This window comes from Xanthomonas sp. LF02-5 (genome assembly GCF_034105325.1).
Taxonomy (GTDB): Bacteria; Pseudomonadota; Gammaproteobacteria; order Xanthomonadales; family Xanthomonadaceae; genus Xanthomonas_A; species Xanthomonas_A sontii.
Genome location: NZ_JAXGGF010000003.1, coordinates 496,885 through 520,162 on the forward strand (window position 1 = coordinate 496,885; position 23,278 = coordinate 520,162).

General features: G+C 69.4%; 24 protein-coding genes. 5 read left to right on the top strand and 19 right to left on the bottom strand.

What is annotated here, in order from left to right; all coding sequences use genetic code 11:
- Positions 1 to 106: 106 nt before the first annotated feature.
- Together SLW52_RS11120 and SLW52_RS11125 are read right to left on the bottom strand one after the other, a co-directional pair.
- Positions 107 to 1,189 (bottom strand): FecR domain-containing protein, encoded by a 1,083-nt coding sequence (locus SLW52_RS11120; RefSeq protein WP_320740125.1) that lies wholly within the window; start codon positions 1,187 to 1,189, stop codon positions 107 to 109.
- A complete protein-coding gene (locus tag SLW52_RS11125; RefSeq protein ID WP_026143698.1) occupies positions 1,182 to 1,697 on the bottom strand; it encodes a sigma-70 family RNA polymerase sigma factor in 516 nt (171 codons plus the stop codon). The genes SLW52_RS11120 and SLW52_RS11125 overlap by 8 nt, the downstream gene beginning before the upstream one ends.
- A 351-nt stretch (positions 1,698 to 2,048) precedes the next feature.
- On the opposite strand from SLW52_RS11125, the gene SLW52_RS11130 reads away from it, so the two are divergent.
- Positions 2,049 to 3,119 (top strand): pirin family protein, encoded by a 1,071-nt coding sequence (locus SLW52_RS11130; RefSeq protein ID WP_320695153.1) that lies wholly within the window; start codon positions 2,049 to 2,051, stop codon positions 3,117 to 3,119.
- Positions 3,120 to 3,315: 196 nt separating this feature from the next.
- On the opposite strand, the gene SLW52_RS11135 is transcribed toward SLW52_RS11130, so the two are convergent.
- The 6 genes from SLW52_RS11135 to SLW52_RS11160 form a co-directional block, all read right to left on the bottom strand.
- Complete coding sequence (locus SLW52_RS11135; protein WP_279361733.1) at positions 3,316 to 3,918, bottom strand: DUF4142 domain-containing protein; 603 nt, start codon at positions 3,916 to 3,918, stop codon at positions 3,316 to 3,318.
- Positions 3,919 to 4,150: 232 nt separating this feature from the next.
- Entirely contained in the window at positions 4,151 to 4,366 is a 216-nt protein-coding gene (locus SLW52_RS11140; protein ID WP_026143700.1) for a hypothetical protein, read from the bottom strand.
- Between the two features lie 3 nt (positions 4,367 to 4,369).
- Positions 4,370 to 4,930 (bottom strand): TlpA disulfide reductase family protein, encoded by a 561-nt coding sequence (locus SLW52_RS11145; protein ID WP_295960421.1) that lies wholly within the window; start codon positions 4,928 to 4,930, stop codon positions 4,370 to 4,372.
- 396 nt (positions 4,931 to 5,326) lie between these two features.
- Positions 5,327 to 5,626 carry a hypothetical protein gene (locus tag SLW52_RS11150; protein ID WP_043094458.1) on the bottom strand — a complete coding sequence of 100 codons (300 nt, stop codon included), beginning with the start codon at positions 5,624 to 5,626 and terminating at the stop codon, positions 5,327 to 5,329.
- Between the two features lie 681 nt (positions 5,627 to 6,307).
- Positions 6,308 to 6,739 (bottom strand): hypothetical protein, encoded by a 432-nt coding sequence (locus tag SLW52_RS11155; RefSeq protein ID WP_295960409.1) that lies wholly within the window; start codon positions 6,737 to 6,739, stop codon positions 6,308 to 6,310.
- 157 nt (positions 6,740 to 6,896) lie between these two features.
- Positions 6,897 to 7,649: an IclR family transcriptional regulator gene (locus SLW52_RS11160; RefSeq protein ID WP_017910861.1), complete on the bottom strand. Its 753-nt coding sequence runs from the start codon at positions 7,647 to 7,649 to the stop codon at positions 6,897 to 6,899.
- Between the two features lie 212 nt (positions 7,650 to 7,861).
- Here SLW52_RS11160 and fucP point away from each other — a divergent pair, with 212 nt between their 5' ends.
- Both fucP and SLW52_RS11170 read left to right on the top strand, forming a co-directional pair.
- Positions 7,862 to 9,169, top strand: coding sequence for an L-fucose:H+ symporter permease (gene fucP / locus SLW52_RS11165; RefSeq protein ID WP_017911550.1), 1,308 nt, complete (start codon positions 7,862 to 7,864; stop codon positions 9,167 to 9,169).
- A gap of 3 nt (positions 9,170 to 9,172) precedes the next feature.
- Positions 9,173 to 9,547: an L-rhamnose mutarotase gene (locus tag SLW52_RS11170; RefSeq protein ID WP_017910859.1), complete on the top strand. Its 375-nt coding sequence runs from the start codon at positions 9,173 to 9,175 to the stop codon at positions 9,545 to 9,547.
- Positions 9,548 to 9,919: 372 nt separating this feature from the next.
- Here SLW52_RS11170 and SLW52_RS11175 read toward each other — a convergent pair whose 3' ends face one another.
- From SLW52_RS11175 to SLW52_RS11205, 7 genes are all read right to left on the bottom strand, one after another.
- Positions 9,920 to 11,239, bottom strand: a complete 1,320-nt coding sequence (locus SLW52_RS11175) for an L-fuconate dehydratase (RefSeq protein WP_267121870.1) — start codon at positions 11,237 to 11,239, stop codon at positions 9,920 to 9,922.
- Between the two features lie 260 nt (positions 11,240 to 11,499).
- Entirely contained in the window at positions 11,500 to 12,357 is an 858-nt protein-coding gene (locus SLW52_RS11180) for a fumarylacetoacetate hydrolase family protein (protein WP_295926255.1), read from the bottom strand.
- A 33-nt stretch (positions 12,358 to 12,390) separates the two neighbouring features.
- The gene (locus SLW52_RS11185; RefSeq protein ID WP_017911554.1) at positions 12,391 to 13,137 is read right to left on the bottom strand and encodes an SDR family oxidoreductase; all 747 of its coding nucleotides are present in this window, start codon (positions 13,135 to 13,137) and stop codon (positions 12,391 to 12,393) included.
- A gap of 31 nt (positions 13,138 to 13,168) precedes the next feature.
- Positions 13,169 to 14,050, bottom strand: coding sequence for an amidohydrolase family protein (locus tag SLW52_RS11190; protein ID WP_267121868.1), 882 nt, complete (start codon positions 14,048 to 14,050; stop codon positions 13,169 to 13,171).
- On the bottom strand, positions 14,047 to 15,081 hold the full coding sequence (locus tag SLW52_RS11195) for an aldo/keto reductase (RefSeq protein WP_267121867.1): 1,035 nt from the start codon (positions 15,079 to 15,081) through the stop codon (positions 14,047 to 14,049). The genes SLW52_RS11190 and SLW52_RS11195 overlap by 4 nt, the downstream gene beginning before the upstream one ends.
- Before the next feature lie 412 nt (positions 15,082 to 15,493).
- Positions 15,494 to 15,940 (bottom strand): hypothetical protein, encoded by a 447-nt coding sequence (locus SLW52_RS11200; RefSeq protein WP_017910853.1) that lies wholly within the window; start codon positions 15,938 to 15,940, stop codon positions 15,494 to 15,496.
- A complete protein-coding gene (locus SLW52_RS11205; RefSeq protein ID WP_267121866.1) occupies positions 15,937 to 16,644 on the bottom strand; it encodes an HAD-IA family hydrolase in 708 nt (235 codons plus the stop codon). Before SLW52_RS11205 ends, SLW52_RS11200 begins: the two co-directional genes overlap by 4 nt.
- 166 nt (positions 16,645 to 16,810) lie before the next feature.
- Between SLW52_RS11205 and SLW52_RS11210 the strand changes: the two genes are divergently transcribed.
- Positions 16,811 to 17,029, top strand: a complete 219-nt coding sequence (locus tag SLW52_RS11210; RefSeq protein ID WP_267121865.1) for a hypothetical protein — start codon at positions 16,811 to 16,813, stop codon at positions 17,027 to 17,029.
- A gap of 347 nt (positions 17,030 to 17,376) precedes the next feature.
- Here SLW52_RS11210 and glpK read toward each other — a convergent pair whose 3' ends face one another.
- The 4 genes from glpK to SLW52_RS11230 all read right to left on the bottom strand — a co-directional run bounded on the left by glpK (position 17,377) and on the right by SLW52_RS11230 (position 22,627).
- A complete protein-coding gene (gene glpK / locus SLW52_RS11215) occupies positions 17,377 to 18,876 on the bottom strand; it encodes a glycerol kinase GlpK (protein ID WP_153753140.1) in 1,500 nt (499 codons plus the stop codon).
- Positions 18,877 to 18,979: 103 nt separating this feature from the next.
- Entirely contained in the window at positions 18,980 to 19,801 is an 822-nt protein-coding gene (locus SLW52_RS11220) for an MIP/aquaporin family protein (protein WP_267093439.1), read from the bottom strand.
- Positions 19,802 to 19,961: 160 nt separating this feature from the next.
- On the bottom strand, positions 19,962 to 21,476 hold the full coding sequence (gene glpD / locus SLW52_RS11225; protein ID WP_152237018.1) for a glycerol-3-phosphate dehydrogenase: 1,515 nt from the start codon (positions 21,474 to 21,476) through the stop codon (positions 19,962 to 19,964).
- A 290-nt stretch (positions 21,477 to 21,766) separates the two neighbouring features.
- A complete protein-coding gene (locus tag SLW52_RS11230; RefSeq protein WP_320740118.1) occupies positions 21,767 to 22,627 on the bottom strand; it encodes a DeoR family transcriptional regulator in 861 nt (286 codons plus the stop codon).
- A 141-nt stretch (positions 22,628 to 22,768) separates the two neighbouring features.
- On the opposite strand from SLW52_RS11230, the gene SLW52_RS11235 reads away from it, so the two are divergent.
- Complete coding sequence (locus SLW52_RS11235; protein ID WP_320740117.1) at positions 22,769 to 23,242, top strand: DUF1456 family protein; 474 nt, start codon at positions 22,769 to 22,771, stop codon at positions 23,240 to 23,242.
- The last annotated feature ends 36 nt before the right edge of the window (positions 23,243 to 23,278 follow it).

Here is a 23,278-nt window from a genome sequence, read left to right on the forward strand (position 1 = left end):
CACCGGAGGGGAGGAAGGGCGGGCCCGCGCGTGCTGCGCGACGGCCATGCTTCCTAGGAGTGCCCCGGTGCGCCGTGCGGCTACCGTCGATTGCATGAATTTTTTCTTACAGCGGTGCCGGTGCGTGGCGGATGGTCACCGCGTGCGCATCGCGCTGCACCTGCACGTCCGGCAGGCTGCCGAGATACGCGACGAAGGCCTCCGGATCGCGCAGATGGAACACGCCGCTGACCCGCCGCGCCGCCAGCGCCGGGTCGGCGATGCGCAGCGGCTGCGTGGTGTAGGCGTTGAACAGGCGCGCCACTTCGCCCAGGCTGCGATCGTGCACGCCGACCTGCGCCGGCAGCCAGGCAGTGGCGTCGGCGATGTCGGCGTGGTCGCGCCGCGCCAGCACGCGGCCCTGCGCATCCACCCGCGCCTGCTGGCCGCCGCCCAGGTCGGCCAGCGTCGCTCCTTCCGACGGCAGGTCGCCGCGGCGCCACCACGCCGGGGTATCGCGCGACACCTGCACCCGCCCCTGCAGCACGGTGACCCGGGCGCCGCCGGCCTGCGGGTCGACCCCGAACACGGTGCCGACGTCGCGCAGCACCAGCGCGCCGACGCTGACCCGCAGCGGCCGCGCCGGATCGTGGCCGAGATCGAACACCGCCTTGCCGCGCAGCAGGGCGATGTCGCGACGCTGCGTGCCGTAGCGCACCGCGATCGCGCCACCGCGCTCCAGTTGCACCACGCTGCCGTCGTCCAGCGCGACGCTGCGCGGCGCGTCCGATGGCGCTGCGTACACCGTCGCCGGCACCTGCTCCGGCGCGCTCAGGCGCAGCGCCACACCCGCGGCGGCCAGCGCGAGCACGGCGGCGGCCGCCAACGGCCAGCGCCTGCGCCGTGGCAGGACACGACGCGGGTGGGGCACCGACGTCGGCGTGTCCACATCCGGGCGCAACGGCACCACCACCGCCCCGCTGCGCAAGGCATGCGCGCGCAGCTGCGCACTGCTGGCCTGCTGCGCCTGCGCCGCGGACGGCAGGTCGGCGTGCATCCGCGCGATGTCGAAATAGGCGGCCACGTGCGCCGGCGAGTGCCGCAGCCAGGCCAGGAACTCGGCCTGCCGCGCTGGCGGCAGCGCGGTCTCGCGCTGCGCCAGGTACCAGTCCGCGGCCGCCTCGGCGACGCGCTGCGGATCCTCACGCATAGCGCGCCATGCCCTGCCGGCACACCGCCAGGCCCTTGATGATGTATTTCTTGACCATGTGGCTGGAGATCTGCAGTTGCTCGGCGATTTCCTGGTAGCCCAGTTCGTCGCGGTAGCGCAGCGTCATCGCCGCGCGACACTTCGGCGGCAGCCGTGCCATCAGCTCGGCCAGGCGCTGCCGGCGCTGCGCGCGGTGCACCTGCGCATCGGCTTCGCAGGGCACCGCCAGCCGCTCCAGCACATCGTCCAGGCAGGTGTCGCGCTGGCTGTTGCGCTGGTGCAGCAGCGCGTGCTCGCGCATCAGGTTGGCGGCGATGGTGAACAGGTAGGCTTCGGGATTGGCGATCTCCGGCGCATGCGCCTCGCTGCGCTGCAGCCGCAGCCACACTTCCTGCAACAGGTCGTCGGCATCCCAGGCCGCGGCGCGGCGCTTGCGGAAATAGCGGCTCAGCGACGGCCGCCATTGCAGGAACAGCCGCGACAACGCCGGCAGGGGTTCGGAACGCACCAGCCACTCGCAATGCCGGCGCCATCGGCGACCAGCGGATTTGGAAAGGCTGCGATGCTGGTCGCCGTCGATGACAGTCCGATGACGCACCGGTCGTGCGGGCGCAGATCAGCGGTTGCGCCCCGGCAGGCATTCAGTGCATGCCGTTGACTGCCGGGTTCGCTCGCTCGGCGCATGCAACGCGGTCACCGCGCCTGCGCCCTCGCTATGGACGCGGCGGCGGCGCATCCCAGCGTTTCCCGTGCGGGACAGGATGTCTCTCGGAGCGGCCTTCCGTTCCGTCGGCATCGCCCCATATCGTGAAGGTTGCCGCGTCCAATCTTGGGCGGCGTTCGCATGAAGGATCTCTCCATGACCGACCCCATCGTCCAGATCAAGCCGCTTGGCTTCCCTTGGGACACGATCGACCCGTTCCTGTTCTGCGTCTACCACGACGATGCCTACCCCGCCGGCAACGGTGCGATGGGGCCGGCGGCGTCCCTGCATGGCCGCGCCATCGGCCAGGACTTCAGCCGCAAGGACGGCTGGAGCATGTATCACGGCGAGGAGATTCCCGGCTTTCCCGGTCATCCGCACCGTGGCTTCGAGACCGTGACCATCGTGCGCAAGGGCCTGATCGACCATGCCGATTCGCTCGGTGCGGCGGCGCGCTTCGGCGCCGGCGACGTGCAGTGGGTGACGGCCGGCGCGGGCATCGTCCATTCGGAGATGTTCCCGCTGCTGGACACGGCCGCACCCAACCCGCTGGAGCTGTTCCAGATCTGGCTCAACCTGCCGGCGCGCAACAAGCTGGCTGCGCCGCACTTCACCATGTTCTGGTCGGAAGACCTGCCGCGCTTCACCGCCACCGACGATGCCGGCCGCACCACCGAGGTGGCCTGCGTGGCCGGCCGCATCGGCCCGGTCGACGCCGCGCCCGGCAGCGCCAGCGGCCCGCTCGCGCCGCCACCGGATTCGTGGGCCGCGCAGGACGATGCCGATGTGGCCATCTGGACGATCCGCATGGCACCCGGCGCACGCTGGACCCTGCCCGCCGCGCAAGGACGCGGCACGCGCCGCAGCCTGTACTTCTTCAAGGGCGCAGCGGTGACGGTGGGCGGGCGCCCGGTGACCCGCCACGCGGCGATCGAGCTGCGCGCCGATCAGGCGGTCGAGTTGGTCAATGGCGACGGCGAGGCGAGCGAGTTCCTGGTGCTGCAAGGCCGACCGATCGCCGAACCGGTGGCGCAACACGGTCCGTTCGTGATGAATACGCAGGCCGAGATCGCCCAGGCCATGGCCGACTATCGCCGCACCCAGTTCGGCGGCTGGCCATGGCGGGACGAGGCGCCGGTGCACGGCAGCGACCCGACCCGCTTCGCGCGACATCCCGATGGGCGCGAGGAACGGCCGGCGTCGCGCGCGGTCGGCGCCGACGGCTAGGGCGTGTCGCCGATGCGAGAGGACGCCGCGTTCCCAGCCTCGTACCCTCCAATTCTGCGAGTCGCTTGGCGCCGTCCCCTCACCCTACCCCCCGCTCCGCGCCCCGGCCCGCGCTTGCGGCGCGGGCGCTCCAGGTGCGCGCGCCAGTGGCGCGCAGGCCGCGCCCTGTCGCCCCAACGGGAGAGGGGCCAGGTGCTCAGTAGCGCGCCGAGGCCAGCGCCTGCGCGCGCTCCAGTTGCTCGGCGATGCGCTTGCGCGCCTGCTGCAGTTCCTGGCGGGTGGCGTCTTCCTTGGCCGCCGGCACCAGCTCGGCATCGATCACCGACAGCGCGTCGGAGTACTGCCTCACCATCGCCGCCGCGTAGGCGTTCATGTAGGCGGAGTCGTCCTTCTCGTCGCCCAGCGCCTGCAGCTGCGCGCGGCCCTTGGCCACCTGCGCGTCGATCTTCTCCGCATCGCCGGGGCCACCCTTGCCGGCCGTGGCCGGGTCGGCGTCGTGGTGCACGGCGATGGTCTCGCGGGCGAAGTCGGCCACGGTCTTGCTGACGTTGCGCGACAGCGCCTGCTTCGACAGCGCCACCACGTTACCCTCCAGCACCTGCAGCATCGCCTTGGCCGAGGCGTCGCCGCCGATCGGTGCGCGCCCGCTTTCGCCACCGACCGGCGCGGCGGTGGGCTCCGGCGAGGTGGCCGGTGCGGTGCGCGAGGCCTGGTCGCCGGGCTTGCCGCAGCCGCTCAGCGCCACGGCAGTGAGCGCCGCGAACAGGGACAGGCGGACGGGATGAAGAGGTGAGGTCATGAAACGCTCCTGGTTGGTCTGCGCTCCACCATGCCCAGCCAGCGCGCAAACCTGCGTGAATCGGCGGCGGCTGGCCAGGATGCAGGGCGCAATCGCACGTACCGGGAGCGACTTGCAGGTTGGCGGAGTGATGACGGAGTCGCACCGCGGCAGATGCTCACTGCGATCGCTGATCGCCGCCATCGCCCCCCGATGCCGGAGCCGGCCTGGTGCGACCGGCTCCGGACACGGCTCAGCCGCAGCAGTAGCAGACCAGCGGCTTTCCGGGCCCGCCCGGCCCCAACTCGCCGCCGAACGGTGCGCACTCCTGCTGGCAGGCCCAGGCGCTGCAGGCCGCCTCCTTCTCGATACCGTCGCCGGCGGTCGCCTGCACCGCGCCGAAGCCCATGCTGGCCAGGAACACGGCCGCAAGCATCCCGTTGCGTAACGCTGTCCAACGCTGTTTCATGGCTTACTCCTCGATGGTTGCCAAGGCCGGCGGCGCGTCCGTGCGGCGCACTGCGGCCATCAGGTCCTGCATCCGCTCCGTGGTATCGAAGACGCCGACGCGCGCATAGCGCACACGTCCTTCGTGGTCCAGCGCCAGCAGCGTCGGCACGTTGCGCGCGCGGAACAGCATCAGCGCGCGGCGGTCGGTCAACGTGGTCACCGGAAACGTAAAGCCGTGCTCGGCGGCGTAGCGCTGCGCCTGCGCGGGGCTGCACTGGCACACGCCCAGCACCTGCACGTCGGGCTGCTGCGCGGCCAGACGCTGCGCGGCCTGCACCATCTGCGGCGCCGAGCGCTTGCAGTACGGGCAGGTGGTGGTGAAGAAGAACAGGACCTGCCGCTCGGCCGCCGGCTCACCCAGCGTCAGCGGCGCACCGTCCAAGGCGGTAGCGGCGATGCGCGGCACGTACATACCCAAATACGGTTCGGTGGTGCGGGTGACGAACCAGCGCCGTTCCTCGCGCAGACCACGGTTCTGCCAGGCCAGCACCAGCACCAACGCGCATGCCGCCAGCACCGCCAACCAACTCCAGGGAAACCGCCGTGCCATGCCGTGTGTCCATGTCGTCGTGTTCCCTGCAGGCTGCGCAGCGGTGGCGCACAGGTCAACGCTTTGCGCGCACGCGCAGCGACTGCGTGATCAGGCTGGGGATCGAGTCACGTGCACCGTGGGCGCGCATTCCAGCGGTGTAGCGCATATGTGGGCATGCAGCGCAGACGCAGGCATTCGCTGACCTTGCCGCGTGCTCGGCGAGTGCAGCGCGAGAACAGCGGCACGGGGGATGCTTCGCGTGGTCGACGCACCGGTGGCGGCATGTCGGTCAGGACTTCTCCCCAGCGCTGCATGTCCGTAGACGGGCCAGGCGGCGAATGCCGAACATGAGCCGCGTGCCGTAGACACGTCGACTTGATTGCCTGATCAGGGGGATTCGCCCCGATTTACCAACAAGGTGTAGACAAAAGAAAGCGGCCAGCAGATGAAGCAGCCTACGAACCAACGCCAGCTACCAGCAAGGTGTGCTCGATAAATGCCAAGAAACCAGGTAGCGATCACTGGTGCAACACACATCAGCACGAAGAGCTTCTCGGGCCAGTACATTTCCTCACCCGTAAGGCAAAAATCCTTGGCGCGATCTTGCCACGAAATGGCGAGGAGATAGGCAAAAGGCAGGACCAGACCCAGCAAACCGAACTTCGGAATTGGGTTGAACTTGAACATGCGCCCTACCGTTTGAATTGAGCAGAGCCACGAAGCGGCTTTGACCTGGATGAATTATCGAGCTTCACGCTACCAAAGCCCATTTCGCCGATACCAGCGCACGCACGCGGCCTCCAAGAGAAACATGCCAACAAACCCAAGCAGAAAGAGCGCAGGATGCACGCATACTCCGGAGACGCAGAGCGGAATGACCCCTAACCAACAGCCTGCCTTGTAGGGCCAAGGCAGTAGCCTGTAGCGATGCGCCTTCTTCGGGCTGCGAGCGAAGTCTCGGCGGCGCTCCCACATCACATAGCCAGCAATCGCGGCATAGGCGACTGGAAACCACATTGGCGCAAGAACTGTCACTGATGCCTGACACCAGAATTGCGCCGAGCCGCGAAGCGGCTTCGGCTTGAATGAATTGTCAGGCAAAACCACGTCATTGCCTGCCCAAGCGCTCTTCTACATTAATGCAAGGAGGTGGTACCGCATGGACCGTGCCCCCCAGCACCGTCACCGAGCGTTGAGCATGCCACGGATCGCGATCGCGCGGACGATCCCCGCTCGGTTCTCGTACACGCCATCAGGGCATCCCCAGCGCCGGAATCGCCAAGCGCGCGATATTTACGCCGCCGCCGCGCTGATCTGCACCGCGGCATCGCATCGGTCTTCGACCCGCCACGCGGTTTGTCATGATGCTCAGGATGCGTCCGGCTCGCCAAACGCACGCCGGCAGGCCTTATGGTCGAACTGCAGGGCGGCACGCATGCGCTGCTCTGTGAGGGGGCGCACGACCCAAGTCACCTCCAGTTTGCCGCCACGCGACATCACTGTGGGAATCGCCAGGAACCAGCTCGCGCCGGGGCCGCGGCAGTACCAGAACGCATCGCCTTGATTGACGACTGGGCTATCGGGCAAGACCGACAACTGCTGCGTCGTGCGGATGAACTGTTGCGCCTTCTTCACCACCTGCAGATCCGCACCGCACAAGGCGACGTCGTCGCTGGTGAAGGACAGCTGACGAAACGACGCCATCAGCAGGGCGTCCATGCGGCGCTTGTTGTACCGATGGAGGCATACAGCCAGCAGCGCCGCGATCGCGGCGAACAGATAGAAGACCGCGTTCGCCATCACTCGCCCTCAGTCACGCGACTATCACGACCGCTGCGCAGCGAAACATGCATCCGCTGGTCGCGCCGGCCCTTGTCCGCACGCGAAACGGGACGCGAACGCACTCGCTGTGGGAAGAGACGCACCACGGCATATCGGCAGATGGTGGTCACGGCACCTACGCCAACGCCGCACTGATCTGCGCCGCGGCATCGCACACCGCGCGCATCGCCGCCTGCGCGTCGATCGGTTGCGGGCGACGTTCGATGAAGGGCACGGTCAGGGTGTAGCGGGCGACGCCGTGCTGCAGGATCGGCGCGGTGAGGTCGATCACGCCGACCACCGCCTCGCTGGGGTGGATGCTGTAGCCCAGCGCGTGCACTTCCTGCGCCGCGGCCAGGAACGCGGCGCGGTCGTAGGCCACCTCGCTGGCGTCCAGGCGCTGCAGCAACTGTGCCTGCGCGTCGGCCGGCTGGAACGCGAACAGCACCAGGCCGGAGGTGGAATGCGCGAACGGGCGGCGGTGGCCGGGGCGCACCACCAGACCGAGGTCGCTGGGCACGTCCATCTGCGCGATGACCACGATCTGGTCGTCCGACGGCGCCACCAGGTGGCAAGGCTGACGGATCGCGTCGGCCAGCGCGCGCATCACCGGCAGCGCCACTTCGGTGACGTTCTGCACCCGCGGCTGCTGCATGCCGAGCATGAACAGGCGGTTGGTCAGCGTGTAGCCGCCCTCGCCCGCGGTGCGGGTCAGGTAGCCGCGCTCTTCCAGCACCTGCAGCATGCGGAAGATCTCGCCGCGCGAACGGCCGATGCCCTGCGAGATCTCGCCCATGCTCATCGGCCGCCCGTCGCGCGCCAGCAGTTCCAGGATGTCCAGCCCCTTGTCCAGGGCGGGCGCGCGGTACTTGGGCAAGGGGGTGGTCATTCCGTCGAGGGCCCGGCAGCAGGTGAAGAGGACTAGGGTACAGGGAGGCCGCGCCGGCTCGCACCGCCTGGGACCCCGCAGCCCACGCGTCGATGCTGCATTGCAATCCACATATGAACTCAAATTTTATATTTGCATGGCACTCGCCGGCGCAGTACGCTCCGCCGACAATCCGAACGCGACGCGGCACACCTTGGGAGGGGTAGGCGGCAATGCACTACAGCAGCGAATCCGCCACACCGGCGTCCGCCAGTCTCACCCGGACCGCGCTTGCGCCGTTGGTCCTGATCGTCAGCCTGTTCTTCCTCTGGGGCATGGCGAACAACCTCAACGACATCCTGATCAAGCAGTTCAAGAAGGCCTTCGAGCTGAGCGACCTGCAGGCAGGACTGGTGCAGAGCGCGTTCTACCTGGGCTACTTCGTGTTCGCGATCCCGGCGGCGATGTTCATGCGGCGCTACAGCTACAAGGCCGCGGTGGTGCTGGGCCTGCTGCTGTACGCGGTCGGCGCGTTCCTGTTCTACCCCGCCGCGCAGGTGCACACCTACTGGCTGTTCCTGCTGGCGCTGTTCGTCATCGCCAGCGGTCTGGCCTTCCTGGAAACCACCGCCAACCCGCTGGTCACCGTGCTCGGCCCCGCCGAGGGCGCGGCGCGGCGGCTGAATCTGGCGCAGGCGTTCAATCCGCTGGGTTCGATCACCGGCATCCTGGTCGGCCAGCACTTCATCCTCTCCGGCGTGGAGCACACGCCACAGGAACTGGCGGCGATGGCGCCGGCCGCGCGCGAGGCCTTCTTCGCCACCGAGTCGCTGGCGGTGCAGACGCCGTACCTGATCATCGGTGCGGTGGTGCTGCTGTGGGCGCTGCTGATCGGTCTGACCCGCTTCCCCGCCACCCGCGCCGGTGGCGATGGCGCGCGCGCAGGCGGCTTCGGCCAGTTGCGGCGCAATGGCCGCTTCGTGTTCGCGGTGATCGCGCAGTTCTTCTACGTCGGCGCGCAGGTGGGCATCTGGAGCTACCTGATCCGCTACCTGCAGGACGGCGTGCCCGGCACCCCGGAGAAGACCGCCGCCGATTTCCTCACCCTGTCGCTGGTGCTGTTCATGGCCGGCCGCTTCATCGGCACCGCGCTGCTGCGCTTCCTGGCGCCGGCACGGCTGCTGGGCGTGTTCGCCCTGCTCAACCTGCTGCTGTGCGCGGTGGCGGTGGCGCTGCCGGGCTGGATCGGCCTGTATGCGCTGGTCGCCAGCAGCCTGTTCATGTCGGTGATGTTCCCGACCATCTTCGCCCTGGGCCTGGACGGACTGGACGACGACGCGCGCAAGCTGGGCGCCTCGCTGATCGTCATGGCGATCATCGGCGGCGCCGCGTTGACAGCGGTGATGGGCGCGGTGTCGGACCACGCTGGCATCCACTGGGCGCTGGCGGTGCCTGCGATCGGCTTCGCGGTGATCCTCGGTTTCGCGCTGCATGCGGCGCGAAACCGCGTGGCGCCCCTTCCCTCTGCCCGCGGAGCCTGAACCATGCCGCGCCATTGCTACCTGCTGGACCTGCACGACGACCCGGCGCTGATCGCCGAATACGAACGCTGGCACCGGCCCGACACCGTGTGGCCGGAGATCGTCGCCTCGCTGCGCGCCGCCGGCATCCGCGAGCTGGACATCCACCGCTGCGGCGACCGCCTGGTGATGCTGATGGAGGTGGACGAGGACTATTCGCCCGCCGCCAAGGCCGCCGCCGACGCCGCCGATCCGCGCGTGCAGGCGTGGGAGGAGTTGATGTGGCGCTTCCAGAAACCCCTACCCGGTTCGGCGCCCGGCGAGAAATGGCGCGAAGCGCTGCAGATCTTTTCCTTGCAGGCGGCGCTGGCCGCGCAGGAGCGCAACGGCACGGGCTGAGGTATTGCGTGGGCGTATGCGTGTGTTGGAAGGCGGGTGCCGAGCGCGCGCGAGACCGGTTGGTTTACCGCTTCGCTCGTCGCGGCTGAAGCCGCTTCTACGGTTGCAGAGAGTGCGGCAGGTGCGGTTGCAGAGGTCGCGGCAGGCGCGGCGGATGCTGTGTGTCGTGTGTGGGAGGGACTTCAGTCCCGAGCGCTGCCGAAACTGGTGCGTGCACAGGTTCGTGCGTCGCGACTGAAGTCGCTCCCACAGCGAGCGATCCAGCACCGCTGCCGCCGCCGTCGCAGGAGCGGCTTCAGCCGCGACAGATGCACTGGCAACCACCGCAACCGGCGCGCTTCCTTCGGCGGAAGCGCACCAAGGTCGCTGGCGTCAGCCGCCCTGCGCGGCCAGATCCGCGCTCCAGAACGGGCCGTCCGGATACAGGAACTGGGTGACCGAGGCGGCATGCATCTCGGCCGAGAAGCCCGGCGTGGTCGGCGCCAGATAGCGGCCGTGGACGATCCGCACCGGATCGACGAAGTGCTGGTGCAGGTGGTCGACGAACTCGATCGCGCGGTCTTCCATCTTGCCGGTGATGGCGACGAAATCGGCCATCGCCAGGTGTTGCACCAGTTCGCACAGGCCCACGCCGCCGGCATGCGGGAACACGCGCACGCCGAACTTGGCCGCCAGCAACAGGATCGCCAGGTTCTCGTTGACGCCGCCCACGCGCGCGGCGTCGATCTGGATCAGGTCCACCGCGCCGGCCTGCAGCAACTGCTTGAACACCACCCGGTTCTGGGTGTGCTCGCCGGTGGACACCGGCACCGGGGCGATGCCGCGGCGGATCGCGGCGTGGCCGAGCACGTCGTCGGGGCTGGTCGGCTCCTCGATCCAGGCGATGTCGAATTCGGCGAGCTGGCGCATCCAGGCGATCGCCGGGCCCACGTCCCAACGCTGGTTGGCGTCCACCGCCATGGCGATGTCCGGGCCGATCGCGGCGCGCGCCAGGCGGCAGCGGCGGATGTCGTCCTCCACGTTGGCGCCGACCTTGAGCTTGATGGTGCGGAAGCCATCGGCCACCGCTTCCTTGGCCAGGCGCACCAGCTTCTCGTCGGAATAGCCGAGCCAGCCGGGCGAGGTGGTGTAGGCCGGATAGCCCTGTTCGATCAGGGTCTGGATACGCTCGTCGCGCAGCGGTTCGGCATCGCGCAACATGGCCAGCGCCTCGTCCGGGGTCAGCGCGTCGCTGAGGTAGCGGAAGTCGATCGCGGCCACCAGTTGCTCCGGCGACAGCTCGGCGATGAAGCGCCACAGCGGCTTGCCGGCGCGGCGCGCGGCCATGTCCCAGGCGGCGTTGACCACGGCGCCGATGGCCATGTGCATCACGCCCTTCTCCGGCCCCAGCCAGCGCAGCTGCGAGTCGTCGGTGAGGCTGCGCGCGAACCCGCCCAGGTCGCCGATCACCGTCTCCACGTCGCGGCCGACCACGTGATGCGCCAGCGCCGCCACCGCCGCGCTCTGCACGTCGTTGCCGCGGCCGATGGTGAAGGCCAGGCCGTAGCCGGCGAGGCCGTCGTCGGCATCGGTACGCAGGCGCAGATAGGCGGCCGAATAATCCGGATCCGGATTCATCGCATCGGAACCGTCCAGTTCGCGCGAGGTGGGGAAACGGACGTCGAAGGTCTCGAGCGCGACGATTTTGCTCATGGGGATCCTGGTCGGTGAGGCGGTGGGAAAGTCAAAAAAAGCGGTGAAACAGCCCCTCTCCCCCCGGGAGAGGGGTTGGGGTGAGGGTGCGTCAGTGCATGGCTGTCGCCGCCCTCGTGAAACAAGAACGAAGTAGCAGCACGCGGATGTGGCGCTCGCGCGGAAGCGAAAGCCACGTGCAATGCGAGGTGGCTTCGCCCCGTACCCTCACCCCAACCCCTCTCCCGAGGGGAGAGGGGCTTTGCATCTCGCGGCGTTACTTATTGCGCGTCGCGCGGATGCGCGACCACGGCCTGGCGTTGCTCGCCCAGGCCTTCGATGCCCAGCCGCATCACGTCGCCCGGCTTCAGGTACACCTGCGGCTTCTGCCCCAGGCCCACGCCCGGCGGCGTGCCGGTGCTGATCACGTCGCCCGGCAACAGCGTCATGTAGCGGCTGATGTGGCTGACCAGCTCGGCCACGCCGAACACCATCGTGCGGGTGCTGCCGTTCTGGTAGCGATGACCGTTGACCTCCAGCCACATCGACAGGTTCTGCGGGTCCGGCACCTCGTCGGCGGTGACCAGCCACGGGCCGATCGGGCCGAAGCCGTCGCAGCTCTTGCCCTTCACCCACTGCCCGCCGTGCTCGAGCTGGAACGCGCGCTCGGACAGGTCGTTGATCACCGCATAGCCGGCGACGTGCGCCAGCGCCTCGTCCACCGACACGTCGCGCGCGGTATCGCCGATCACCACGCCCAGCTCCACTTCCCAGTCGGTCTTGAGCGAACCGCGCGGAATGGTCACGGTGTCGTTGGGGCCGCTGATCGCGCTGGTGGCCTTCATGAACAGCACCGGCATCTCCGGCACCGCCATGCCCGACTCGGCGGCATGGTCGGCGTAGTTCAGTCCGACGCAGATGAACTTGCCGACGCGGCCCACGGCGGCGCCGTAGCGCACCTCGCCGTCCACCTGCGGCAGCGTGGTCGGATCGAGCGCGCGCAACCTGGCCAGGCCGGCGGCGGTGAGATGCTCGCCGGCGACGTCGTCGATCACCGCCGAGAGATCGCGCAAGTGGCCGTCGGCATCGAGCAGGGCCGGGCGTTCGTGGCCGGGTTCGCCGTAACGCAGCAGTTTCATGGGAAGTCCTCTGTCAGGAAGGGGAAGGCGCGGTCAGTTCGACCAGCCGCCGTCGATGATGTGGGTCTGGCCGGTGGTGAACGAGGAGTCGTCCGAGGCCAGGTACACCACCAGCTGCGCGATCTCGCGCGGGTCGCCCAGGCGGCCCATCGGCTGGCGGTCGGTGAAGCTCTTCCACACCGCCTGCTCGTCGCCGCCCAGTGCCTTGACCCGCTCGCCCAGCGACGGCGTCTTGATCGTGCCCGGGCAGATCGCGTTGCAGCGGATGCCCTTGGCCACGTAGTCGGCGGCGATGGCCTTGCTAAGGCCGATCACCGCCGCCTTGGTCACGCCGTAGGCGAAGCGGTTGGGCACGCCCTTGATGCTGGACGCCACCGAGGACATGTTGACGATGCTGCCGCGGCCCTGCGCGAGCATGCCCGGCAGTACCGCCTGGCACAGGTAGTACATCGCATCGACGTTGATCGCGAACGAACGCTTCCACGCCGGCGCGTCGCAATCGAGGATGCTGCCCTGGTGCACGTAGCCGGCGCAGTTGAACAGCACGTCGAAGGTCGGCTGCGCCGCCACCAGCGCCTGGATCGCGGCGGGATCGGTGACGTCCAGCGTCTGCGTGACGATGCCGTCGGCCTCGGCGGCCAGCGCCTGCAGCGCGGCGGCATCGATATCGGTGGCCAGCACCTGCGCCCCTTCGCGCGCGCAGGCCAGCGCGCTCTCGCGGCCGATGCCGGCGCCGGCGGCGGTGATCAGGCAGCGCTTGCCTTGCAGACGGCCGCTCATGCGCGGCTCCCGAAAATGCACGCGAAGGTGGTCATGGGGCGGGACTCCAGGTGGGGGAGGAAGCAATCGGATCGGACAGGCGATAGACGCGCCGCGCAGTGCCGGCGAACACGGCCTCGGCGTCATCGACGGCGTGCTGCGCGACCCAGGCCTGCGCCAGCGCCATCCACGCGGCGTAGTCGGCGCGCTGGGTCAGCACCGGCCAGTCGCTGCCCCACAGCAGCCGCTGCGCGCCGAAGCAGGCGAACAAGTGCGCCACGTAGGGCGCCAGCAGCGGAGCGTCGAGGGCGGCATCGGCCGGCAGTTCGGTGAGCAAGCCGGACAGCTTGCACACCACGTTGGGGTGCTGCGCCAGTTGCGCCACGCCATCGGCCCAGGCCCGGAAGTCGGCACCGCCGATGGCGGGCTTGGCGGCGTGGTCCAGCACCACGCGCAATTGCGGGTGACGCTGCAACCGTGCCAGCAGCGCCGGCAGGTGCAGCGGACGCACCAGCGCATCGAAGGCCAGATCGTGCTGCAGCAGCGCGTCGAACGCCGCATCCAGCTGCGGCCGCGCCAGCCACTGCGGATCGGCCAGGTCCTGCACCATCGGCCGCAGCCCCTTGAGCAGGCCGGCGCCGTCGGCGCACAGCGCAGCGATGCGCGCGGCAACGTCGGCGGCCTCGAAATCCACCCAGCCGACCACGCCGACGATGCGCGGCTCGGTCCGCGCCAACTGCAGCAGATAGCAGGTTTCCGCCTCGCTCTGCGCCGCCTGCACTGCCACCAGCGCGGTCACGCCCTGCGCCTCCAGCGTCGCGGCCAGGTCCTCGGGCTGGTAATCGCGGTACAGCACGCCCAGCTCCGGGGTCAGCCAGGCATAGTCGCCACGCGCCAGGCGCCAGAAATGCACATGGGCGTCGATGATGGTCACGGCGTCGGCACCGGCGCGCGCAGCAGGTCGTCGTCGCGCAGTTGTTGCCACAGCGCCGCGGGAATCGCCGCACGCAGGCGCGTGGCGGCGCTGGCCACTTCCGCCGGCGTGCGCATGCCGGCGACCACCGCACTCACCGCCGGATGGGCGAGCGGGAACTGCAGCGCCGCCGCGCCCACGTCCACGCCGTGCGCGGCGCAGGCCGCGAACAGGCGCTGCGCGTGCTGCAGTGTGGCCGGATCCACCGGCGCGTAGTTGTAGGTCTCGCCCGGCCCGCGCGCATCGCTCAGCAGGCCGGAACTGTACGGCCCGGCCACCAGGATGCCGACCTGCCGCTGCAGCGCCTGCGCCATGATCCGCTGCGCGGCGTGCTGTTCGAGCAAGGTGTAGCGGCCGGCCAGCATCACGCAGTCGAGCGGGAACAGCGGCATCAGCTCCACCGCCACGTCTTCCTCGTTGACGCCGATGCCGATCGCCCGGCACGCGCCCTGCGCCTTCAGCGCTGCCATCGTCGGCAGCGCCTCGTCCAACGCCTGCCGCAGCATCGCCGGATGGCGCTCGCCGTGGGTCAGGCGGCCGATGTCGTGCAGCAGCAGCACATCGATGTGATCGGTGCCGAGCCGCTGCAAACTGGACTCGAAGGCACGCAGCACGCCGTCGCGGCTGTAGTCGAATTCGGCGCGGCGCCCGGCCACGGCGAAGCCATCGCGCCCCGGCGCGGCCTCGGCATCGTCGTAGACGCAGCGGCCGACCTTGGTCGAGAGCGTGTAGCTGGCGCGCGGCAGCCCGCGCAGGCCCTGCCCCAGGCGTTGCTCGCTCAGTCCGTAGCCGTAGTACGGCGCGGTGTCGAAATGGCGGATGCCGGCGGCATAGGCGTCGGCCACCGCGGCCAGCGCCACCGCATCGTCCACCTCGGCGTACAGATTGCCGATCGGCGCCGCGCCAAAGCCCAGGGTGGACAGCTGCACGCCACTGCGGCCCAGCGCGCGCGGCGCCAGGGCGGCGTCGGCGGCGACAGCGCTCAGCGCCATGCGCGCACATCCGGAACGATGGCCACAGCGGATCGCCCACGGACGCGCGAGGGACGGAAGTTGCTGGGGTCACGCATGGCACGCCTCTGCCCGGGGTCGGGCGCGATGAAGGAAGGCCGCAGCATGCACGCCCGGGATGGCGATGGCACGGCGACTGTTCGCATATGAATATAGCAATCACAAGTGAACAATCAACCTGCAGCGCAGCAAATCCGCTCGGCGCCAGCCGAGCCAGCCGGCACATGGCGTGGCCGACGTTCGCCCGATGGCACTCGGTGCGCCGCTGGATTCCCCACCGTCGGTGGCAGCGCATGCCACCGGGCACCCCGAGGACAGTGGGATGGCGCGAGGACGTGATCGACAGGTCCCTTCGCGCCGTGCGCGCCTGGCTGCCTCGCTCGGGTCGGTGGACTCAGCGCGCAGCGAAGGCCAGGCGGGTCGCCTTGCGGTCGAACTGCAGCGCCACGCGCATGCGCCCCTCGGTCATCGGCCGCACGATCCAATGCACCTGCGCCTCGCCGAAGCCCGACGTCACCACCGGAATGGCCAGGAACCAGCTCGGTCCCGGCCCGACGCAGTACCAGAACGCATCGGCGGTCTGCAGCGCGGCACCCGGTGCGATCGAATACACATGGCTGTAGCTGCCCTCGATGGTCTGCTTGGATCGCTTGACCACAGTCAGGTCGCTGCCACGCAACGGCCCGTGCTCGCCCGGAAATGCCTGCTCGCGGAACGAAGCCTCCAGCAGGTCCGTCACCTGGTTGCGCCCCATGCGATACAGCGCGCCGATCGACAGGGCGGCGCTGCCGAGGAAGACGACCGTGATCACGCCCGCGACCACATAGGGCAGCCACGTCATGCGTCGCCGCCCACGGCCGCGCAGGCGCCGCGCGCGCCTGTCTGCGCCAGACGCGACTGCGTGCAGGCACCGGTACCCAGCACCAGCGCCCGCAGCGCGTCCGGCCGCTGCAGCAACGGCAGCGGCGTGTGCGGCTGCAAGGCCGCCGGCAAGGTGTAGCCCCAGGCCACGCCGGCGAAGGCGATGCCGGCCTGGCGCGCGGCCTCGGCATCGCGGATCTCGTCGCCCACGCACAGCGCCCGCGCGGCGAAAACACTGCAGGCGCACAGGCTGGCGCGCAGCTTGCGGCGCTTGCCCAATACCGCCGCGCCGCAGCGCACGTCGCGAAACTGCGCGAGCAATGTGGGGCCGAGCACGCGCGCGACGTTGGCGTGGCTGTTGGACGTGACCAGGGCCAGCTGCACGCCGGCCTGCGCCAGTTGCGCGAGCAGGTCGGCGACGCCGTCGAACAGCGCGATGCGCTCGATCTGCGCACTCATCAGCGCGCGCATGCGTTGCGCCACCGCCGGCACCCGCCACCAGCGCAGGCCGCTGCGCGCCATCAGTTCGCGCGCGCTCAGGCTGCGGATCTCGTCCAGCCGCGCCACATCGAAGCGGCGGAAGCCGAATTCGTCGGCGACGCCGTTGATGGTCGCCAGGAACCAGGGAAACGAGTCGGCCAGGGTGCCGTCGAAATCGAAGATGACCAGGTCGTAGTGGCGCATGCGGCGCCAGCATGCCGGAGCGTCGGAGTCCGCGCCAGCGGCGGGCGTGCCAATCGCGATGGCAAGGCGCACGCATCGGCCCGTCTTTCATCCGTCCTTGGCATGCGCTTCACCCGCACGCGCCGCCATGGCGCGCACGCTGGACCACCATCGCACGGAGAGGCTCATGCATATGCAATCCCCCAATCCCGGCCAGGACCCGCAGCAGCCACCGAACGAGGTGCCGGGCCACGTCCCGAATCCGGGCGTGGATCCGACCCCGGACCGCCCGATCGATCCGATCCCCGACCAGCCGACCGATCCGACCATTCCGCCGATCCAGGACCCGGTTGGCGACGTCGACGCCCCGGTTCCGGGTCCGCGTCGGCCGACGCAGTACGTCTGAATCCTTCGCCGTTGCCGGGAGTGCGCGCAGGCTCGGCCGCAGCCGCGTTTGAACGACGGCGAGCGGCCTTTCGCGAGAGCGCCCGGCGCGGCGGAAGCCGCTCGCACAGGGAAGGGGCAGGGCACCTTGTGGGAAAGGCACCCTTGTGGGAGGGACTTCAGTCCCGACGACGGAAGGTGTCCGTCGGCTTTCGGTTTCGCGTGTCGCAGCGGCATCACCGCTGACGCCCACCAGGTTCGGTGCGGCGGCTGGCGACTGCCGCCTTCGGCAGTCGCAGCGACGAACAACGCCTCGGCCCACAGATGCAAAGGAGCGGACGCAGCCCCCGACTGCACTGCGCGACCGCCTCAACGAATCCGGAACCCCATCGTCGCCTCCACCGCCTGCTGCCAGCCGGCATACAGCGCTTCGCGGCGCTCGGCCGGCATGTCCGGCTCGAAGCGCCGGTCCACCGCCCATTGTTGCGCGATCTCGGCGCGGTTCTTCCAGAAGCCGGTGGCCAGGCCGGCCAGGTAGGCCGCGCCCAGCGCGGTGGTCTCGGCCACCTCCGGACGCAGCACCGGCACGTCCAGGATGTCGCTCTGGAACTGCGCCATGAAGTCGTTGGCGATGGCGCCGCCGTCGGCGCGCAGTTCCTTCAGTTCGATGCCCGAATCGACCTGCATCGCGGTCAGCACGTCGCGGGTCTGGTAGGCCATCGACTCGATCGCGGCGCGGATGAAGTGTTCCTTGGTGGTGCCGCGGGTCAGGCCGAACACCGCGCCTCGGATGTCGCTGCGCCAGTACGGCGCGCCCAGGCCGACGAAGGCCGGTACGAAGTACACGCCGTCGTTGTCGCCGGCGCGCTCGGCGTAGGCCTGCGAGTCGCTGGCCTTGCCGAGCATGCGCAGGCCGTCGCGCAGCCACTGCACCACCGAACCGGCGACGAAGATCGCGCCTTCCAGCGCGTACTCGACCTTGCCGTCCACGCCCCAGGCGATGGTGGTGAGCAGGCCGTTCTTCGACGCCACCGCCTTCTCACCGGTGTTCATCAGCATGAAACAGCCGGTGCCGTAGGTGTTCTTGGCCATGCCCGGCTCGAAGCAGGCCTGGCCGAACAGCGCCGCCTGCTGGTCGCCGGCGATGCCGGCGATGGGCACCGCATGGCCGTAGAAATACTGGCCCTGGGTGTTGCCGTAGATCTCGCTGGACGAGCGCACCTCCGGCAGCATCGAGGCGGGGATGTCGAGCAGTTGCAGCAGTTCCTCGTCCCAGCGCAGCTCGTGGATGTTGTACAGCAGCGTGCGCGAGGCGTTGGTGTAGTCGGTGACGTGGACCTTGCCGCCGGTGAGGTTCCAGATCAGCCAGCTGTCGATGGTGCCGAAGGCCAGCTCGCCGCGCTGCGCGCGTTCGCGCGCGCCGTCGACGTGATCGAGGATCCACTTGACCTTGGTGCCGGAGAAGTACGCATCGATCAGCAGGCCGGTCTTGGCCCGCACCATGTCCTCGTGGCCGTCGGCCTTGAGCTGGTCGCAGATGTCCTTGGTCTGCCGCGACTGCCAGACGATGGCGTTGTAGATCGGCTGGCCGGTGGCACGATCCCACACCACCGCGGTCTCGCGCTGGTTGGTGATGCCGATGCCGGCGATGGCGCTGGCGTCCACCTGATGGTTGTTGAGCAGTTCGGTGATCGTGGTGTAGACGCTGGTCATGATCTCGCGCGGGTTGTGCTCGACCCAGCCCGGCTGCGGGAAGATCTGCGAGAACTCGCGCTGGGCCATGCCGACGATGCGACCCTGGCGGTCGAACAGGATCGCGCGCGAACTGGTGGTGCCCTGGTCGATGGCCAGGATGAACTGCTTTTCCATCGGAGACTCCTGCGGGATGCACGCCGCGCGCACGGGCGCGACGCCAACGGGGAATTAGGGAGGCGCGCACGCCGCGCGCGGAAACGAACGCGCTGCCGGTGCGCTAGCCGCGGCGCGCAGTGGCCTGTTCTTCTTCCAGCGCTTTCACCCGCGCTGGCAGGAACGGATAGATCAGCCACTGGTAGGCGGCACCGCCGATCACGCCGCCGATCAGCGGGCCGACGATCGGGATCCACCAGTAGTTGTCGGCCGACGGCAGCGCCGAGGAGCCCCAGCCGGCGACGTAGGCGAACAGGCGCGGGCCGAAATCGCGGGCCGGATTGATCGCCCAGGCTTCCAGATAGCCCATCGAGGCGCCGATGGTGGCAACCAGCAGGCCGATGATCAGCGCACCGGAGTTGGCGGTGGGAGCGGCCTCGTTGTAGCGCTCGGTGATGGCGAAGATGCCGAAGATCAGGAACGCGGTCAGGATCACCTGGTCGCGCAGCGCGTGCATCGGCGTGATCGCCAGGCCGGGCGCGGTGAAGAACACCCCGGCCGCGCCGCCGCCGGCGCGGGTGAGATGCTGGGCCTGGTTGTAGTGGTCGATCACTGGCGCGAACAGCAGGTAGACGATCCACGCGCCGAGAAACGCACCGATCACCTGCGCCACCCAGTACGGCAGCACCTTGGGCCAGGGAAACCCGCGATACAGCGCCAGCGCCAGGGTCACCGCCGGATTGGCGTGAGTGCCGGACACCGAGCCGGTGACGTAGATGGCGATGGTCACCGCCAGGCCCCAGGCGATGCACACGCCCCAGTAGGCGTGCTGGTAGGGGCTGGGGTCGTAGAGCACGTACATGCACGCCACCGAACAGCCGAAGGCGATAATGATCAGCATCGCGATCGCCTCGGAAATCAGTTCACCCACCAGTTGCCGGCTCATGCCCATGCCTCCCGGCCTGCCGTCGTTGCCGCTGTCGATCCACCCATGCCTACCACCCTCCACGGTTGCGTCCAGGTTCCTGCGCCGCGGCGGGGGCCGGGCGCAGCGCGATTGTGCACGCGCCGCCGCGGCCCGAACCGGGCCGGCGGCAGCGTTTTGATCATGCCGGTGCCGCGGCCAGGGTGGCGGGCGCCTGTTGCAGGTAGGCGACCAGGCGCTGGCGTCCGGCGGGGTCCACGCGCAGGCCGAGCTTGCTGCGCCGCCACAGCAGGTCCTCGGCCTCCACCACCCATTCGTGCTCGCGCAGGTAGTCGACCTCGGCCTGGTACAGGTCGGCGCCGAAGTGCTGGCCCAGGTCGTGCAGCGAGGCGGCATCGCCCAGCAGTGTGTCCGCGCGGGTACCGTAGTTGCGCGCCAGCCGCTGCGCGGTGGCCTCGGCCAGCCACGGCCGCGCCGCGCGCAACTCGCGCGCCAGCGTGGCGATGTCGTTGCGCTCGCCGCCCGGCAGCGGCGCACCGTGCGCGGTCCAGGCCGGCGCCTTGCGCCCGGCATGCGCGGTCAGCCGGTCCACCGCCTCCTCGGCGAGCTTGCGGTAGGTGGTGAGCTTGCCGCCGAACACATTGAGCAGGGCCGCACCATCGCGCGTGTCCAGTTCCAGCAGGTAGTCGCGGGTGACCTCGGCAGCGTTGTCCTCCTCGTCGTCGAGCAGCGGGCGCACGCCGCTGTAGCTCCACACCACGTCGTCCGGGGCGATCTGCTTGCGGAAGTAGCGGTTGGCCGCCTCGCACAGATAACGCGTCTCCTCGCCGTCGATGCGCGGTGCGGCCGGGTCGGCGTGGTAGTCGACGTCGGTGGTGCCGATCAGGGTGTAGTCCTGCTCGTACGGAATGGCGAAGACGATGCGCCGGTCCGGCTGCTGGAAGATGTAGGCATGGTCGTGTTCGAACAGCCGCGGCACCACGATGTGGCTGCCCTTGACCAGGCGCAGCGCGTGGTCGTGGCCGACGTGCGCCACCTCGTCCAGGAACTGCACCGCCCACGGACCGGCGGCGTTGACCAGCGACCGCGCGCGCAGTTCCTCGCGGCGGCCGTCGGCGTGCTGCAGTTGCACCTGCCACACACCATCGACGCGGCGCGCGCCGACGCAGCGGGTGCGGGTGAGGATGCGCGCGCCGCGCTGCGCGGCGTCCATCGCATTGAGCACCACCAGCCGCGCGTCCTGCACCCAGGCGTCGGAATAGACGAAACCGGTGCGGAACTCCTCGCGCAACGGCGCGCCCACCGGGTGCGTGCGCAGCGCCAGGCGTCGCGAGCCCGGCAGGGTGCGACGGCCGCGGCCCAGGTGGTCGTACAGGAACAGGCCGGTGCGGATCATCCACGCCGGGCGCAGGTGCGGCTGGTGCGGCAGCAGGAAGCGCAGCGGCCAGATGATGTGCGGGGCCAGCCGCAGCAGCACCTCGCGCTCGGCCAGGGCCTTGCCGACCAGGGCGAACTCGTACTGCTCCAGGTAGCGCAGGCCACCGTGGATCAGCTTGGTGCTGGCGCTGGAGGTATGCGCGGCCAGGTCGTCGCGCTCGCACAGGCACACCGACAACCCGCGGCCCACCGCGTCGCGGGCGATGCCCACGCCGTTGATGCCGCCACCGACCACCAGCACATCGTAGGTCTCACGCATAGCCGACTCCCGGAAGTGTCGTGTCCGGCTCGGCTACAGCGGCCGAGCGCAGAACTGAGGACGAAAAGATCGTAAACGAACATTTCCGAACATATCACGCTGCACTGCAGCGTGGCGTCGACGGCATCCTGCAAACCGTCCGTAACCAGCCAGCGGCTTAGCTAAGAGACAGCCGAGCGGGCGCACAGGGTCGCTGCGGCGCGATGATCGGGCCACATCACGCAACATTAACGAAACAATCCGAACACACGCCCTGTGTGCCACCCCGGCGGCGGCAGGGCCGGCCTCGTTCAGTCCGCGACCGCGTCCAGCGCCGGCGCGCCCTGGTCGGCCGCATCGCCCTCGGCGACGAACACGCGGGTGCCGGCCGCCTCCAGCACCGCGGCCAGCTCGGCCGGCGGCGCGTGATCGGTGAACCAGGCGTGCACCCGCCCGATCGGCCCCAGCCGGACCATGGCGTTGCGGCCGAGCTTGCTGTGGTCGGCAGCCAGGAACACCTGCCGCGAGTGCTCGATGATCGCCTGCGCCACCCGCACTTCGTGGAAGTCGAAGTCCAGCAGGGTGCCGTCGGGATCGATGCCGGAAATGCCGATCACGCCGAAGTCCACCTTGAACTGGCGGATCAGCTCGATGGTCGCCTCGCCGGTGACGCCCTGGTCGCGGCCGCGCACGCGCCCGCCGGCCACCATCACCTCGAAGCTGGGGTTGGCGCTCATCATCACCGCGACGTTGAGGTTGTTGGTGATCACGCGCAGGCCGCTGTGGCCCATCAGCGCGCGCGCCACGTCCTCGTTGGTGGTGCCGATGTTGATGAACAGCGAGGCGTCGTCGGGAATGTGCTGCGCCAGCAACGTGGCGATGCGCCGCTTCTCCTGCGCCTGCAGCGACTTGCGCGCCGTGTAGGCCAGGTTTTCCACGCTGGACGGCAGGCTCACCCCACCGTGGTAGCGGCGCAGCACGCCGGCCTCGCACAGCAGGGTCAGGTCGCGACGGATGGTCTGCGGCGTCACCTCGAAGCGCGCCGCCAGCCCTTCCACCTCGGCATAGCCCTGCTGGCGCACCAGCGCCACCAGTTGCTCCTGGCGCGGATTCAGCGCGGACACCGCGCTCGGCTTGGGAATCGAATGGTCCATGCGCCGATGATGGCGCATGCGCCCGCGGATGCAACCGCGCCGCGTGCACACCCTCGGTGAACCGCAGCCATGGCCCGGGCCTGCGCGGTCTACGCGCCGATGCGGGCCAGCGCCTAGACTAGCGCCCCTCGCCGGGCCTCCCGCACTCCCACACCCGCCATGCTCAACAACGACATCCTGCGCTCCATCCGCTACATGCTCGACCTGAGCGACCAGAAGATCGTCGATCTGGCGCACCTCGCCGATCCCGCGTTCCCGATCGACAAGGCGCAGATCCCGGCGTGGCTGAAGAAGGAGGACGAAGACGGCTTCGTCGAATGCAGCGACGCGGTGCTGGCGCATGTGCTGGACGGGCTGGTGTTCCACTACCGCGGCCGCGACGAGAGCCTGCCGCCGCGCCCGGTGGAAGCGCGCATCACCAACAACGTGGTGCTGAAGAAGCTGCGCGTGGCGTTCCAGCTCAAGGACGTGGACATGCACCAGATTTTCGACGCCGCCGGTTTCGCGGTGTCCAAGCCGGAACTGTCGGCGCTGTTCCGGCAGCCGGAGCACAAGAATTTCCGCCTGTGCGGCGACCAGTTGCTGCGCAACTTCCTCAAGGGCCTGACCCTGCGCGTGCGCGGCGCCGGCTGAGCCGCGCACCCTGCTGCACCAGGGCGCGGCCGTCGC